The sequence below is a fragment of the Mesobacillus subterraneus genome, from assembly GCF_003937825.1.
GTDB classification, from domain to species: Bacteria; Bacillota; Bacilli; order Bacillales; family Cytobacillaceae; genus Mesobacillus; species Mesobacillus subterraneus.
In genome coordinates, this window is sequence record NZ_RSFW01000014.1 from 209,655 (window position 1) to 223,883 (window position 14,229).

A 14,229-nucleotide genomic window follows, 5' to 3' on the forward strand; every position below is an offset into this window, starting at 1 on the left:
ACTCGTGTTTACCTTGTTTCCAGCTCCAGCAGTTGCTGCTTCATAGCAATTCCACCCCGATAGCCGGTAATTTTACCATTTTTCCCGATGACACGATGGCATGGAACAGTGATCAGGACTGGATTCGCTCCGATGGCCGTTCCCACCGCTCTCACCGCTGAAGGTTTGCCGACTTTTTCTGCTACCTCTGTATATGTACACGTCTTTCCATAGGGGATTTCCTTCAATGCTGCCCAGACCGCTTCCTGGAATGGTGTCCCTTTTACATCGAAAGACATCGAGAAGGTTGTGCGACTTCCCTCCAGGTATTCAGCCATTTCGTCCATGAACGGCTTCAAAACCGCTGTGTTTTCCTGAAACCTGGCACCCGGGAAACGTTTTTCCAGCTCCTCAAACCCCTCATCAGGTGAACCCACATAGCATAAACCATTGGCAGTAGCCGCGATCAGTATGTTTCCTTCATTGTATTGAAGCTTGTCATAATATACTTTCCGTTCCATGATACTCACTCCTCTGCTGTCTTCATTATATCTCATATAAACCAATTACAAGAACAACCGCCAAGAATAAACTCTATTTTCTAAATTTTCTTTACACGCTACAAGGAAACCATTACGATGAATATGGAATGGAAAAACATTCCTACTAAAACAAAGGAGGTTCAGGAGCATGGACAATGCAGCAAAAAAGAAGCTTATTTTATCTAAAAAGGAAGATGGCCCATAGTTAGGGGAGGAGAATGAACGTGGCACAATTGAACAAGGTAATTCAAATCGTGAAGTATCATGAAGGCCTGGCGGCGGGGGTCGCCAGGATGTGGAATCTGAGTCGTGATGGCTGGGGCGGCGATACGCGCGTCATGACGGAGGAACAGGTGAAGAAGAAGGAAGCCAACTCGGACAATATCGAGCTTTATCTTGCACTCGATGGCGAGGAGGTCGTTGGTTACTGCGGTCTGTCTGAGTACAAGGAGGATACAGGCTCGCTGTATATCCCCCTGCTCAATGTACGCCCGGATTATCAAGGACATAAGATCGGCAAAAAGCTTGTGCTTCAGGCGCTGGATAAAACGGTGGAGCTGGGCTGGCCCCGCCTTGACCTTTACACCTGGGCCGGGAATACAAAGGCTGTTCCGCTCTATAAAAAATGCGGCTTTTTCTGGGAAGACAGGGATGATTCAACCCACTTGATGAATTTCATTCCGCAGGTCCTGAACACACCGCTATTAAAACCGGTTTTTGAAAAAGTGGATTGGTATGAAAACAGTACAAGATTAATAGAAGTGAAGCCGGATGGCATCAAAGAGAATGAGTTCACGTTCTATGAATACAGCTGGCAGAACGGAGACACATCAGCGAGGGTTCATTTCGAACGAACAAGCCGCGGCATCAGCCTGATCGAAACGGATGAGTTCCTCCTGCAGATGAAGATGGCGGACCATGAAGTGATTCAGGAGGAAAAAAGAGATTTCGAGATTACAGTCGTTAACAAAGGCGGATCTCCCCTTAGCTTTAAAGCCGGCGGCACGGATGACGGGCGCGTGAAGTATGATTTTACGGCGGAAGAAATCGTAGAAGAGGAGCTGACCATCTCTGCTCCATTCACGGTGGAAAAAGGTGAAGAACCAAGCCACTGGCGGACGCATCCAGGAATTAAGGCCACAGTTTGGATCAACGGGCTTGCATGCGAGTTGAAGCTGGGGGTTTTCCCGATCAACCCGGCTAAAATAGAAGCCAGCTGCTCTGGCAATCTATCTTTCCTGGAAAACGAAACGTCTATTGAAGTAGAAATAACCAATAACCTGAGAGAGTCTGCAGAATTTCTAGTAAACTTTCCTGAAGACGACCAGGTCGTCCTGGAAAATCGGTCGTTTACAGTGGATGTTCCTGCCGGCGGACGGAAGTCGGTGTCTGTCCCTTTAACGGTAAAACAGCACGGCTTTTACAATCCTGAGCTGACCATTACAGCAGCAAAAGCGGATGGCCAAAAGCTTGTGTTCGAGCAGGAGGTCTCTGTTGCTTTCAAAGGTCTTGGCGAAAAATTCGGCGGTGAATCAAAGGATTTCTGGCATATTTTCAACGGTCTGGGACAAATCAATGTCCGCAAACGGGACCTGTTGACGACCGCAGCTAGAAACACTAAAAAGAATCAGCCAGTTGCTTTCCTGACGCCGAAGCTAGGCAAACCCTATTCTCTCGAGTTCACCAAGAAAAAACCTTCCTCGGTTACCTGGGAGAAACAGGATTCCTGGATTGATTTGAAAATTGTCCTGGAATCGGCCGAGATGGAAGGAATGCATGTGACCCAAACCTACCGTTTATTTGGCGATGGAATTCTCCACACCTGGGCAGAAGTTGAAAATAAGGGTGGTAGCATTTTCCCTGATGTTGCTTTTAGCCAGCCTGTTTATCATGACCTCGAGCAGGTATACTTCCCGCTTGACGGCGATGTTGTCTATTTTTCCGAAAATCGGATCATGGAGATCGGCGAGCTGGATTCGAAGAGAATCACCGGAAACTGGTATTTTTCTGAAGGGCCGTCTGGCAAGATCGGTTTGGCGTGGTCTGAAGACAGCAGCGCCGGTCCGGAAAGCTGGCAGTTCATCATCGAGGACCAATTTGGCAAAATGGAGCCGGGAGATAAAGCTGCGTCAGGCATCATCACCCTGTCACTCGGTGCGTTCCAGCATGTCGATGAATTCATCGAATATGCACAGCAGCGGCCAGTACAGAAGAAGATTGACCCGGCGAATGAGCTAAGCTTCAAGGTTGATGAGCTCGTCATCACTCCAGATACGGACCCGGCTGTCACGTTAAAAACATACCGAAACAGCTACCTTGATGGAGTACTAACGGTCGGCAATGAGACCCATGCCATTGCTGCAGAGACGGAGAAAACCGCCTATTCCACGACGGTGCCACATTCAGCGGCAGAACCCGTGTCCATTTTAGAAGCCGCATACGCAGGCAACGGGACGGAAGCCAGATTCAGAGAGCTGCTTCTCTCTCCTTCAGGAAGCGTTTCTGCTGAAATGCAGGATGGTACTTTCGTTATTGATAACGGTGTTGTCACTTTGAAGGCAGACCCTGGTTTTTATCCGGGACTCTATTCGCTGATTGTGGATGGACATGAATGGCTCGATCATTCCTATCCTGAGCTGGCGGCGAAAAGCTGGTGGAATCCATGGGCAGGCGGCATGAAGACCGCACCTAATGGGATCAATACTTTTTCGTTATTAAATGAAAGCAGCCATGCTAAAGTAGTGGAAGTGACGGACAGAGAAGGCAACAAATGGTCCGGCCTGGGGATCACCACCGAGTTCAGTGAGCATAAACAGTGGAAAGGCGTACAGTACACGCAATATTATTTGATGCTTCCGGGCGTGCCGGTTGTCGCTTCTTTTACAGAAGTGAATGACCATGCTGGGAAAAACCTTGTTGATGAAGTTTGGATCACAGACCTGTTCCTCGGTGGAAACAAGCTGACAGATGTGCAAATTTCAGTCAATGACAGACAGCAGGGATATGCCTACCATGCAGGCAGCCAGGAAATCCCGCTGCTTTTGGATGGAGATTCCTATTTTAGCTCGAATAGCTCGAAGGATAAGCTATACTTTGTTCCAAACAATGAAGCCCTTCCGACAGAAGCGTATACCAATAAAGAAGTTCTGCAGCTCGCCTCCAAACATAAAGGCGAATTCACAAAGAGTTCCCCTCTATTCATGCTGTTTGATAAGCGCAGGCTGACCGGCGACTTGCTGAAGAAACTGAGAAGAGTTCAATTTTAAAAGGAGAAACCATGAAAATCATCGATGCCCATATGCACCTTTCAAACATAAAATCCTTTTATGAGACAGCAGAGAAGCTGTCATTCGTGGATTATTCCAATGCCGGCATCCTGAAGGAATACAAGGAAGCCAACGTCGTCCTCGGGATCGGCATGGGGCTTACGGAGACCGGGAAGATGGGCTTCCCGGATTATCATGCCGTGACGCCAATGGGGCTGGATTTGGAGGCTGAAGTTCCGGACAATATTTTCTGCTGTTCCGGAGTCAATCCTTATGATCTAGACGAAGCGGCACTCACCCGCCTTGAGGAATCGCTGCAAAACCCGAAGACGGTCGGGATCAAGATTTACCTGGGCTATTACCCTTTTTATGCCTATGATGAAGTGTACGAACCGGTCTACAAGCTGGCGGCGAAATACCAGCTTCCAGTCGTATTCCACACCGGTGACACGTATTCTGAACGTGGTTACCTGAAGTATTCACATCCGCTGGCGATTGACGAGGTCGCGGTCAACCACCGAGATGTGAATTTCATGATGGCCCACTTTGGAGACCCGTGGACGTTGACCGGGGCGGAAATCATCTATAAAAATCCGAATGTCTATGCCGATTTGTCAGGACTGATCGTCGGCACGAAGGCAGAGCTGGATAAACGCAGCCAGGGCCGGTTCCTTGACCACCTGCGCCACGCACTGGAATTCGCCGACTCGTATGACAAACTGATTTTCGGCACAGACTGGCCTCTGATTCCAATCGGTCCTTACATCGAGTTTATCAAGAACCTGATTCCACCCGAGCACCATGAAGACGTATTTTACAATACCGCTTTGAAGGTTTTTCCGAAGATTAAGCCGTTTTTAAAGCAAATTGAGTGAAGTCCTATTATCTTTATAGTGAAATCATTAGATTCAAAAAAGAGAGAAGTCCCATTATCACAATGATAATGGGACTTCCGCTGTTTATAAATACCTTTCGAGCCAGGAAGTCAGATGCTTGGCGGCTTCTGGATGAATTGGCTTGCCGACCGTATTGAGATAATCTTTTTTATAGTTCGATGGGGCAATCGGTGTAAGCTGCTCCTTCAGGCCATGGTCCATGTTTTCGACCACATGCCACTCGTACTCGCCTTGAATGAATTGCTCAGCTCGTTTTAAATTCTCCGTATTCGTCTGAAAATCCTTTGATCCGCTGATGGCAAGTACCGGGCAGTTCGCTTTTGTTAGGACTTCTTCTATGTCCAGGGCAAAATGCTCCCTGAAATACTTGGCCGGCATTTTAATGAAGCCCAGTAGTTTAATGACATCTTTATCTGAATCTAACATCTTCTGATAAGTTGACTGGGACTGCTTTTCATTTTTTTCAATTGTATTGAACTTGTTAATGATAAAACCCTGGATTCCCTTTTTCCCTCTTAGTTCTTTATAGAGCTGCTGTCTCTGATAATCCAGTGCTTGCCTCGCATTTTCCCCAGCCCCGCTGAGCAGAACCAGACCAGCTGCTGGCCTTCTCGCATTGAGGGCCGTCCCGACCATGCATCCCTCGCTGTGACCGACAATGATCATTTTCGAATCGTCTACCTTCGGATGGGCAGCAAGCAGATCCAGCGCTGCTTCGGCATCATTCAGCGCATCAGACAGTCCGGCAGTATGATAGTCTCCCCCGCTTTCGCCAATTCCCCGTTTATCATAGCGGAACGTCACAAACCCCATTGATGTACAAAGTTCAGCCAGGTCTTTATAAAGGTCAAACTTAAATTTCCCTTTCGGCGTGCTGCCATCGCGATTCAGTTTGCCTGAACCCGCGAGGAACAGGACCGTTGGATAGCTATCCTTGCCTTGGTCTGGAATCAATAATGTACCTTTTAATGTGACATCACTGTTAAATGAAATTTCCTCTTTAACCATCTGGGCGTTCATTATCCTTATTTCCCTCTTCAATGCTATGTTGGGTTGTTAAAATATTCGTGACCGTACGTTTCTTTCGATGCGGCGCTTCCTCATTGTGAAGAAGCGGCGTGATCAATTCCACATACTTCCTGATGAATTCACTGTACTCCTCGTCGCTTGCGTAAATAGACGCCTGCCTAAAGCTCACCATATCTTTTTCAAAGTCGTAATCTGGCTGGCTCAGATACGCTTCAAAATCCATAAGCACTAGGCCAAGGAATTTCATGAAATACTCAAGGTGCTCCTCCGGTCCAGCGTTAAGCACCTCTTCCCTTGAAAGAACTTCATTGTTTTTCGGCAGGGCATAGACTTTTTCAACCGTTCCCCTTATCTGATTCTCCTCCACCACCTCAATGATTTCAGCATCAAGCAATTTTTTCAGATGGCGATACAATGTCGCCTGTGGCACCTCCGGCAGCTTCTCCGCAATCTGCTGGACCGTCTTCCTCCTCCCGCTGGCTAACGTTTGAAGAACCTTCATCCGTACTGGGTGTAAAATCAAATCTGCTTTCGTTTCCTTCATCGTGATCACCTGCTGTGTATAAGTTTGCGATTATTATCATTATCAATAATAATAATATAATTGGTTTTGAAATTATTGTCAATATCGTTTTGAAAATTTTATAAAAAAACTCCTGCGCACTGCAGGAGTCTTCGTTGTTATAAAAAGAAAATCAAAATCTGTGAGGCGATGGCGACGGAGATGAGCGCGAATGGATAGGCGGCTGCGTAGGCAATCGATGGTTCTTCAGAGTCCATGAGCTGGTTTGTTGCTCCCAGTCCGGGTGTGCTTGTCATTCCGCCGCATAGGGCTCCTAATGAATGGATGATGCTCAGCTTGAACAGTTTTCTCGCGATAAAATAACCCGCGATGACTGGGAGGATTGTGATGATTGCACCGCCAATCACGAGATTAAAGCCTTCCTGCTGGATGACCTGGACAATCCCTTGTCCAGCCGTCGTGCCGGCGCCTGCCAGGAATAGCACCAGGCCGATATCACGGATCACATGGTTTGACGGCTGGTAATAGCGTGCATGGAACGGACCGAGTTTGCCGAAATGGCCAATGATCAAGGCAATGAACAGCGGCCCTCCGGCAACACCAAAGGTTATCGTGCCGAGCTTAGGAAAATGGATCGGAATCATGCCGGCGAGGACTCCAAGCAGCAAGACCAGACTGAGCGAAAGGATATGGATATTTGTAACGGTCAGTTTTTTCCTGGTGAACAGTTTCTCGACGTCGTCCAGACGGTCTTTACTGCTGACCAGCGTCAGCACATCCCCGCGCTCCAGACGCCATTTTGAGTTCTGATTAAACTCAAAACCGCCGCGTTCAATCCTGGTAACGGTCACGCCATAGGTTCGTCTCAACTCGAGCTCCCTGATCGTTTTTCCAATCAGTTCGTGTGAATCCACCGTCACCTTGCGCAGCTCGACATGGTCATGGTTCTCGACATTGGTCTCGACCTGCCTGCCGATATCCTCACAAAGCTTTTCCAGATCATGACCCAGTCCGACGGCAACGAGCCGGTCTCCAGTCAGGATAACTGTATCGTTCAGGGCAATGATGTTGCGATCGCCGCGGATGACCCGGCTGATGACGACGGAATTGTACTGATTGAACTGGAGTTCTTTTAATGTCCTTTTATTGATTGCCGGATCTGTTACTTCGATCGTCATCGCTTCCGGCGACTCTTCGTTGCGAACAGGACCAGATTTCTTTTTCAAATCCTCTGCTAAATCAGCCTTCAGCACCCGCGGCAATAGCTGCACAAACAGCACGACTGCGAGCACACCAAATGGATAGGCAATTCCGTATCCGACCGATGCGAGCGGATCCCCCGTTGCCTGAAGCGCGGCTGCCAGACCCGGCGTGCTTGTCAGCGCCCCGGTCATGATCCCGATGCTCAAAGCCGGTGACAGATTGAACAGCTTGGACACGATGATCGTCGTGACGGAAGCCACAAGCACGACCAGCAGGCTGATGATCCCGAACACCACCCCGCTCGTTTTCATCATCCTGAAAAAGCGCGGTCCGGCTGATAAGCCGACTGCGACTATGAATAGCCCGAGACCGAGCTGCTGGACGACCGATGAAACCTGGTAGCCGAAATGGCCGAACACCATCGCGGCCAGCAGCACACCGGAGGTCCCGAGACTGAGCCCGCGGATTTTCACTTCGCCCAGAGCTGAGCCAACGAACAATATGACAAACAATAAGATCAACGGTTCCTCAAGCAAACCAATTATGCCATCCACTGATGATTCCTCCAAATGAGTAAAAATCTATACCACCTAGATTATCACGCTGGCGAGCTATTTCATAACTTTAGCGTGACGAATTTGGTACAAAACAGAGGGACGGTTCTTGTGTTTTGAGTGGCGTCAGGGCCCAACGGGGAATATATCGTCTTCAACGGGGAATATCTTTCATCCAACGGGGAATAAATCGTGCTCAACGGGGAATATCCTCGTCCCAACGGGGAATAACGTCCTGATTTTAACTAATAGTTGTTATATAAATAGAAAAAACTCAACCCTTTAAGGGCTGAGTCTTCATTTTATATCGCTTCGTACACTTCCTGACTGGATTCTACAATATAATCCGGCTTTGGCTGGCCGATTTTGGCTTTGTGACCGGCAATATGGTCGGGATTCTTCTCCCAGTTCTTCCAGTCCTGCTCGGATTTCCAGCTGATCATGACGAGGACTTCTTCGTCACCACGGCGGCTCTTTTTTACCAGGACCTGCTTATCAAGGAAGCCTTCCTGCTGTTCAATCAGCATGCCCTTTTTCGAAAAGCGGTCGATGACCTGGCTGGAGTGTCCTTCCTTCACGACGATTCTCTTCATTTGATAAAACATTATAGCGCCGCCTTCAGTTCTTCGATCATGACCTTCATCGATTGCAGGCCGCCGCCGCTCAGGTACCAGTTGTCGCCGGCAAGGTAGATGATCTTTCCGTCTTTATGGGCGTTCGTTTTCTTCACAAGTTCGTTTTCAACCGTTTCCTTCGCTCCAGCATCGCCGCCGATTGCTGCCGTGCGGTCGATGACAAAGAGGATGTCCGGGTTCTTTTCAAGGATGTATTCGAATGTGATGCTCTGGCCGTGCTGGGAAACTTCGATATTTTCATCAGCAGCTTTGAATCCGAAAACATCGTGGATGAATCCGTAACGGGAACCGGCACCATATGCGCTGACTTTCCCTTCGTTCGCCAAAACTAGAAGCGCCTTTTTCTCAGAAGCTGATGTCTCAGCCGAAATTTCTTCTATGCTTGCATGAACTTCTTTCAGTTTATCAGCAACCAATTCTTCTTTTTCAAAAATTTCGCCGATCAGCTTCATGTTTTTTTCGAATGATTCCATGTAGTTTGCGTAATCCATCGTGATAAACACAGTTGGGGCGATTTCAGCAAATTGGTCGTAAAGCTCTGCCTGTCTTCCGGAAATGAAGATCACATCTGGCTTCATCGCGTGAATCGCTTCAAAGTCAGGCTCCTTTAGGCTTCCCACATTGGTGTACTCCTTGCCAGCGTATTTTTTCAAGTATTGAGGAACTGTAACCTGTGGAAGTCCAGCGACTTCAACACCTAGCTCATCAAGCGTATCGAGCACACCGAAATCGAAGACAACTACTTTTTCAGGGTTCTTTTTGACCGTTGCTTCTCCGTATTCATGCTTGATTGTCATTTCTTCTGTCTCACTTTTTCCTTCTGCGGATGTTGTTCCTGCTCTCTCTTCTGAACCGCAGGCTGCCAGCATGATTAACATAGTGAACATTAAAATAAGTAAGCTTAGTTTTTTCATGGGAATACTCTCCTTTAGGGTTTGAATTAGCTCTGCACCGAGGTGCTGGAGCTTTTTTTTCGTATAAAATCAAAAGGCACTTCGTTAAGAACTAAAATAAACGCAAATCCGGCAATTGTTCATTTCCTGGATCGGGATATCCATATCGTAAATCTCTTTTAGCGTGTCGGATTGGATGATGTCCCTTGTGGGTCCGTCCTTGACGACTTTCCCGTCCTTCAGCGCGACGATGCGATCCGAGTAGACGGAGGCAAAGTTGATGTCATGCAGGACGATGACAACGGTTTTTCCGAGATCATCGACCAGCTGGCGAAGTATCTTCATGATCTGGACAGAGTGTTTCATGTCCAGGTTGTTCAGCGGTTCATCAAGCAGGATGTACTCTGTATCCTGGGCGATGACCATCGCGATGAACGCACGCTGCTTCTGCCCTCCCGACAGCTCATCAAGGTAACTGTCCTGCATATCGGTGAGATGCATGTACTCGATCGCCTGGTCGACGCATCGTTCATCCTCCTCGGTCAGACGTCCCTTTGAATAAGGGAACCTGCCGAATGAAACGAGCTCGCGAATCGTCAGGCGGACATTCATATAATTCGACTGCTTCAGGATCGAAACAACCTTTGAAAATTCATTCGACTTCATCTTCCTGACATCAGTCTGGTCGATAAGCACTTCACCGGAATCAGCATCGAGCAACCGGCTGACCATCGAAAGCAGGGTCGATTTCCCGGCGCCATTCGGTCCGATGAACGAAGTGATCTGGCCCCTCTGGATATTGACGGTCACATCTTCGACGACACTCTTCTTTCCGTAAAATTTGGAAAGTGAACGAACCTTGATCATGTTGATCGACTCTCCTTCAGCAGTAAGTAGATGAAATAGACGCCACCGACGAAGTTGATGATGACACTAAGCGTGGTGGAGAAGGTGAAGACTCTTTCTACGACCCATTGGCCGCCAACCAGGGAAATCACGCTGATTAAAATGGCTCCGTTGATCAGGACGCTGTGCTTGTAGGTTTTGAAAGCTTGATAGGATAGATTCGCAACGATCAAACCTAAAAATGTCAGCGGTCCGACAAGGGCGGTGGAAATCGAAATGAATACGGCAACGAGCACGAGCATTTTTTTTACAATAGAATCATAGGAAACCCCAAGATTGATCGCATTCTCCCTGCCAAGTGACAGGACATCGAGGTAGGCTGTGAACCTCCAGGCATAAATGATCAGCAGAACAATCAGGCCGATCGCCAGCCAAACCAGGTCAGTGTTGATGTTGTTGAAGCTGGCAAACATCCTGTCCTGGACCACCTGGAACTCATTCGGGTCAATCAGCACTTGCAGGAATGTCGTAATGCTGGAAAAGAAGGTTCCGACGATAATTCCGACTAGCAGCAAAAAGTAGATAGGTTGATTTCCTTTTTTAAAAAGAAGCCGGTAAAGCAGTAAGGCGAACACAACCATGATGGCCACTGTTAAAATGAAGTTTACCTGTTTATTGACGACTGTCACATGGCCGGAACCGAGGAAGAAAATCAGTACGGTCTGCAGCAGCATGTAAAGTGAGTCCAGGCCGATGATGCTCGGCGTCAGGATCCGATTGTGGGTGATTGTCTGGAATACGACCGTCGAGTAAGCGATGGCCACACCCGTTATCACCATGGCGGCTACCTTGATTGCCCGTTTTGGAAGGGCGTAATCAAAGCTGCCATTCAGGTCATGGAATAAATACACTGCGCTTGCACCAATGGCGAGCAAAGCCAGGAGGATTAGTTTGAATGAGTTACGCATAGGCCTTCCTCCTAAACAGCAGATACAGGAAGATTCCGCTTCCGATGACCCCGACCATCAATGAGATCGAAATTTCGTACGGATAAATCAGAACGCGGCCAAGGATGTCGGTGACGAGAAGGAAATTCGCGCCAAGCAAGGCTGTGTGCGGCAAAGTCTTTTGCAGATTGTCTCCTTTGAAAATCGAGACGATGTTCGGGATGATCAGCCCGAGGAATGGAATCATTCCGACAGTCAGCACGACGGTCGCCGTAATCAGGGCGACAAGGACCAACCCTATGTTGACGACCCGTTTATAGGCGAGCCCGAGATTTTTCGAGAAGTCCTCTCCCATTCCCGCGACCGTGAAGCGATTGGCGAACAGATAGGCAATCACCAGGACGGGAATGCTTATGTACAGCAATTCAAAGCGGCCTTTCATGATCATCGAAAAATCTCCCTGCAGCCATGCAGACATGTTCTGGATGACATCGGCTTTGTAGGCAAAAAACGTCGAGATCGATGAGAGAATGTTCCCGAGCATCATCCCGACAAGCGGAATGAAAATCGCGTCCTTGAACTTGATGCGGTCAAGGATTTGCATGAACAAAAACGTCCCTGCCAGAGCGAAGGCAAAGGCGACGAGCATTTTCTCGATGGTGGATGCGTTTGCAAAGAAGAGCATAGAAACCAAGATTCCCAGTCTGGTAGCATCCAGCGTCCCCGCCGTCGTTGGCGACACGAACTTATTGCGGCTCAGCTGCTGCATGATCAGGCCCGCAATGCTCATCCCCGCTCCAGCGAGCAGGATCGCAATCAGCCGCGGAACCCTGCTGATCAGGAAGATTTCCGTCTCCTCAGATTGAAAATCAAGCAGCGCCATGGGGCTGATGCTGCTTACCCCGACAAAAAGCGAGACTAGTGAAAGGATAATCAAAGAGGCAATCAAGTAACGTTTTTTCATGGCCATGCTCCTAATCTGTCGATAGATAATGATAATCATTATCAGTTAACCTGGTATAATCTTAAAATGTTAACCACTTGGAAGTCAATACCTAATTGAGAATTTTTTTCATTTGGATTGGGAAATCGTAACAATTTGGACAATATGGAGGTAATGGGTATGGAAATTTAGACGCAATAAAGATTTTGGGGACAAAGTGAAGGTTCGGGGGAGAAAATGAATGCTCGGGAGTGAGAATTGAGAGAAAAAGCGTGTCTTCCGCTTGTATTTATGATGAAATCCTGGCAAAACGTACTCATCCAACACTTCGTTTCCCCTTTCGTGAGATTTAATTTACCTTTTTGCTGAGTTATTTTACTTTTTCGGTGATTTAATTTACCAAAATCCGAATTTAATCTACCAAAACTTGATTTTAATTTACCTTTTCATCGTTTTAATTTGCTTTTTTCCAGAAAAAGCAAAAAAGCTCCCCTGAAAAAGGAGCTTATTGAATATCGAGTGTTTTTTTTACAAAGAGCTGGTGCCTGATCTCGAGATGGTGAATATGGTTTAATTCCTCGAGCAGGTCATGAAGCGAAATCAACTCGTAATAGATCACCGTTTCTTCCGAGAAGCGGTGCGAGCAGGCTTCCCTTCCCTCTACCTCATTTCGCAGCAGATCGAGCAATTCCCTTACGACGGCATCATGATATTCGTCCATCGAAAAATCGGGATGATGAAGCGCTTCTCTGATGGATTTAACCATTGCAGCGACGATTCTCGCTTTCGGTTCCGGCAGCACCACGGAAGGAAGCGCCAGGAGGTTTCCGAGATGGTAATGAATTTGTCTGATTGTGGTCAGTTTTTTGTACCCATAGTGGAAATCCCGCATGTCTTTCCGGTTGTATTGATGGAGCTTCCATTCTTTTTTCTGGTACTTGCAGAGCGTCTCTATTGTTTCCGTGTCCTTCAGGATCCTTTGGAAATCAGCTCGCGTTTCCTGGTGCAGCGGCTGGTTGCGGGTGATTTCCGTGCCGCGGGCTTCAATCACCTCTCCTGTATCCTTCAGTAACTCCTGAATTTTTGACAGTATTGATTTCGAATAATCCGGCCGGATGACGAGCAGATTCACGAGCGTCGACACCGTCAGCCCAGTGAGCGTCGTTCCAAGGCGGATAAAAAAGTTCGACAGATAGTGGTCGTGGACGGTCGAGATCATGGCCACCCCTGTCAAAACAGCTACCAATGCACCATCTTGCAGGCGCAGTTTGGTGCAGGCAATGATGGTCGCGACTGCGACGAGCATATAGGTAAGCGGACTATCGCCGAACGCAAAGTTGAACACAACCGAAAAAGCAGCACCAATTGCTGATGCCGGAAAACGGACATACGCTTTTTTGATCGAATCCGCTGCCGTCGGTTCAACCGTCACAATCGCGGTGATGACCGCAAACATCGGCGGCCAGCCCAGCAGCTCGCAGATCAGCGCCGTTATAAAAACAGCAATTCCCGTTTTAAGGACCCTGCCTCCGACGAAGTTATATTTTTTTAGAAATGCTGCAGTCGATGCTTTTCGAATAGGAATTCCCCTCGCTATTCATTGTTTTCCCGAACTTTTTTCGCGAAGCTAGGACCAGGCGAAAACAGCTTTTACAGATTGGTCGGACGTTGTTGTATAGAAACATTATAGCGCAAAATTTCCCATTTCCGAATTCCGCGTTGTAAAAGGGGTAACTTTAACCATTATATGGAAAAAGGAGTGGAAAGCCGAAATTTCGTAGTGTAAAGGGGAAAAATCGTAGTGAAAAGGACGAATTCCGTAGTGATTCTTAGCTTTTTCGTAGTGAAAAAGCCGGAAATCGTAGTGTAAAGAGAATAGGAAGTCAAATCCATTAGTTCTTTTCGAAAGAGTTCTGGTTAAAACATAGTAATCCGTAATGCTCCTTTACTTTTCTCGTAATTTTTCAAGATAA

Annotated in this window: 12 protein-coding genes; 2 read left to right on the top strand and 10 right to left on the bottom strand. The window is 47.6% G+C overall.

The genetic code is table 11. From position 1 onward, the window contains the following. Positions 1 to 8: 8 nt before the first annotated feature. Positions 9 to 500, bottom strand: a complete 492-nt coding sequence (locus tag EJA10_RS13060; protein ID WP_125480441.1) for a methylated-DNA--[protein]-cysteine S-methyltransferase — start codon at positions 498 to 500, stop codon at positions 9 to 11. Positions 501 to 745: 245 nt separating this feature from the next. On the opposite strand from EJA10_RS13060, the gene EJA10_RS13065 reads away from it, so the two are divergent. Together EJA10_RS13065 and EJA10_RS13070 are read left to right on the top strand one after the other, a co-directional pair. Then, on the top strand, positions 746 to 3,787 hold the full coding sequence (locus EJA10_RS13065; protein WP_170169137.1) for a GNAT family N-acetyltransferase: 3,042 nt from the start codon (positions 746 to 748) through the stop codon (positions 3,785 to 3,787). An 11-nt stretch (positions 3,788 to 3,798) separates the two neighbouring features. After that, entirely contained in the window at positions 3,799 to 4,662 is an 864-nt protein-coding gene (locus EJA10_RS13070; protein WP_125480443.1) for an amidohydrolase family protein, read from the top strand. Positions 4,663 to 4,746: 84 nt separating this feature from the next. Here EJA10_RS13070 and EJA10_RS13075 read toward each other — a convergent pair whose 3' ends face one another. From EJA10_RS13075 to EJA10_RS13115, 9 genes are all read right to left on the bottom strand, one after another. Then, on the bottom strand, positions 4,747 to 5,703 hold the full coding sequence (locus tag EJA10_RS13075) for an alpha/beta hydrolase (RefSeq protein ID WP_125480444.1): 957 nt from the start codon (positions 5,701 to 5,703) through the stop codon (positions 4,747 to 4,749). Next, positions 5,684 to 6,256 (bottom strand): helix-turn-helix domain-containing protein, encoded by a 573-nt coding sequence (locus EJA10_RS13080; RefSeq protein WP_125480445.1) that lies wholly within the window; start codon positions 6,254 to 6,256, stop codon positions 5,684 to 5,686. The genes EJA10_RS13075 and EJA10_RS13080 overlap by 20 nt, the downstream gene beginning before the upstream one ends. Positions 6,257 to 6,393: 137 nt before the next feature. Continuing rightward, positions 6,394 to 7,992 (bottom strand): aspartate:alanine exchanger family transporter, encoded by a 1,599-nt coding sequence (locus EJA10_RS13085; RefSeq protein ID WP_246017784.1) that lies wholly within the window; start codon positions 7,990 to 7,992, stop codon positions 6,394 to 6,396. A 302-nt stretch (positions 7,993 to 8,294) separates the two neighbouring features. Beyond that, positions 8,295 to 8,597, bottom strand: a complete 303-nt coding sequence (locus EJA10_RS13090) for an antibiotic biosynthesis monooxygenase family protein (RefSeq protein ID WP_125480446.1) — start codon at positions 8,595 to 8,597, stop codon at positions 8,295 to 8,297. Beyond that, a complete protein-coding gene (locus EJA10_RS13095) occupies positions 8,597 to 9,541 on the bottom strand; it encodes a siderophore ABC transporter substrate-binding protein (RefSeq protein WP_125480447.1) in 945 nt (314 codons plus the stop codon). The genes EJA10_RS13090 and EJA10_RS13095 overlap by 1 nt, the downstream gene beginning before the upstream one ends. Positions 9,542 to 9,625: 84 nt before the next feature. Then, entirely contained in the window at positions 9,626 to 10,387 is a 762-nt protein-coding gene (locus tag EJA10_RS13100; protein WP_125480448.1) for an iron ABC transporter ATP-binding protein, read from the bottom strand. Next, complete coding sequence (locus EJA10_RS13105) at positions 10,384 to 11,334, bottom strand: iron chelate uptake ABC transporter family permease subunit (protein WP_125480449.1); 951 nt, start codon at positions 11,332 to 11,334, stop codon at positions 10,384 to 10,386. Before EJA10_RS13105 ends, EJA10_RS13100 begins: the two co-directional genes overlap by 4 nt. Beyond that, positions 11,327 to 12,277, bottom strand: a complete 951-nt coding sequence (locus tag EJA10_RS13110; RefSeq protein WP_125480450.1) for an ABC transporter permease — start codon at positions 12,275 to 12,277, stop codon at positions 11,327 to 11,329. The genes EJA10_RS13105 and EJA10_RS13110 overlap by 8 nt, the downstream gene beginning before the upstream one ends. A 484-nt stretch (positions 12,278 to 12,761) precedes the next feature. After that, positions 12,762 to 13,853 carry an aromatic acid exporter family protein gene (locus EJA10_RS13115; protein ID WP_342773921.1) on the bottom strand — a complete coding sequence of 364 codons (1,092 nt, stop codon included), beginning with the start codon at positions 13,851 to 13,853 and terminating at the stop codon, positions 12,762 to 12,764. Positions 13,854 to 14,229: the final 376 nt, after the last annotated feature.

Coding starts and splice junctions, on each gene's coding strand:
- EJA10_RS13110 (WP_125480450.1), bottom strand. CDS start 12,277: ATGAAAAAACGTTACTTGATTGCCTCTTTGATTATCCTTTCACTAGTC.
- EJA10_RS13105 (WP_125480449.1), bottom strand. CDS start 11,334: ATGCGTAACTCATTCAAACTAATCCTCCTGGCTTTGCTCGCCATTGGT.
- EJA10_RS13095 (WP_125480447.1), bottom strand. CDS start 9,541: ATGAAAAAACTAAGCTTACTTATTTTAATGTTCACTATGTTAATCATG.
- EJA10_RS13060 (WP_125480441.1), bottom strand. CDS start 500: ATGGAACGGAAAGTATATTATGACAAGCTTCAATACAATGAAGGAAAC.
- EJA10_RS13070 (WP_125480443.1), top strand. CDS start 3,799: ATGAAAATCATCGATGCCCATATGCACCTTTCAAACATAAAATCCTTT.
- EJA10_RS13090 (WP_125480446.1), bottom strand. CDS start 8,597: ATGTTTTATCAAATGAAGAGAATCGTCGTGAAGGAAGGACACTCCAGC.
- EJA10_RS13075 (WP_125480444.1), bottom strand. CDS start 5,703: ATGAACGCCCAGATGGTTAAAGAGGAAATTTCATTTAACAGTGATGTC.
- EJA10_RS13100 (WP_125480448.1), bottom strand. CDS start 10,387: ATGATCAAGGTTCGTTCACTTTCCAAATTTTACGGAAAGAAGAGTGTC.
- EJA10_RS13080 (WP_125480445.1), bottom strand. CDS start 6,256: ATGAAGGAAACGAAAGCAGATTTGATTTTACACCCAGTACGGATGAAG.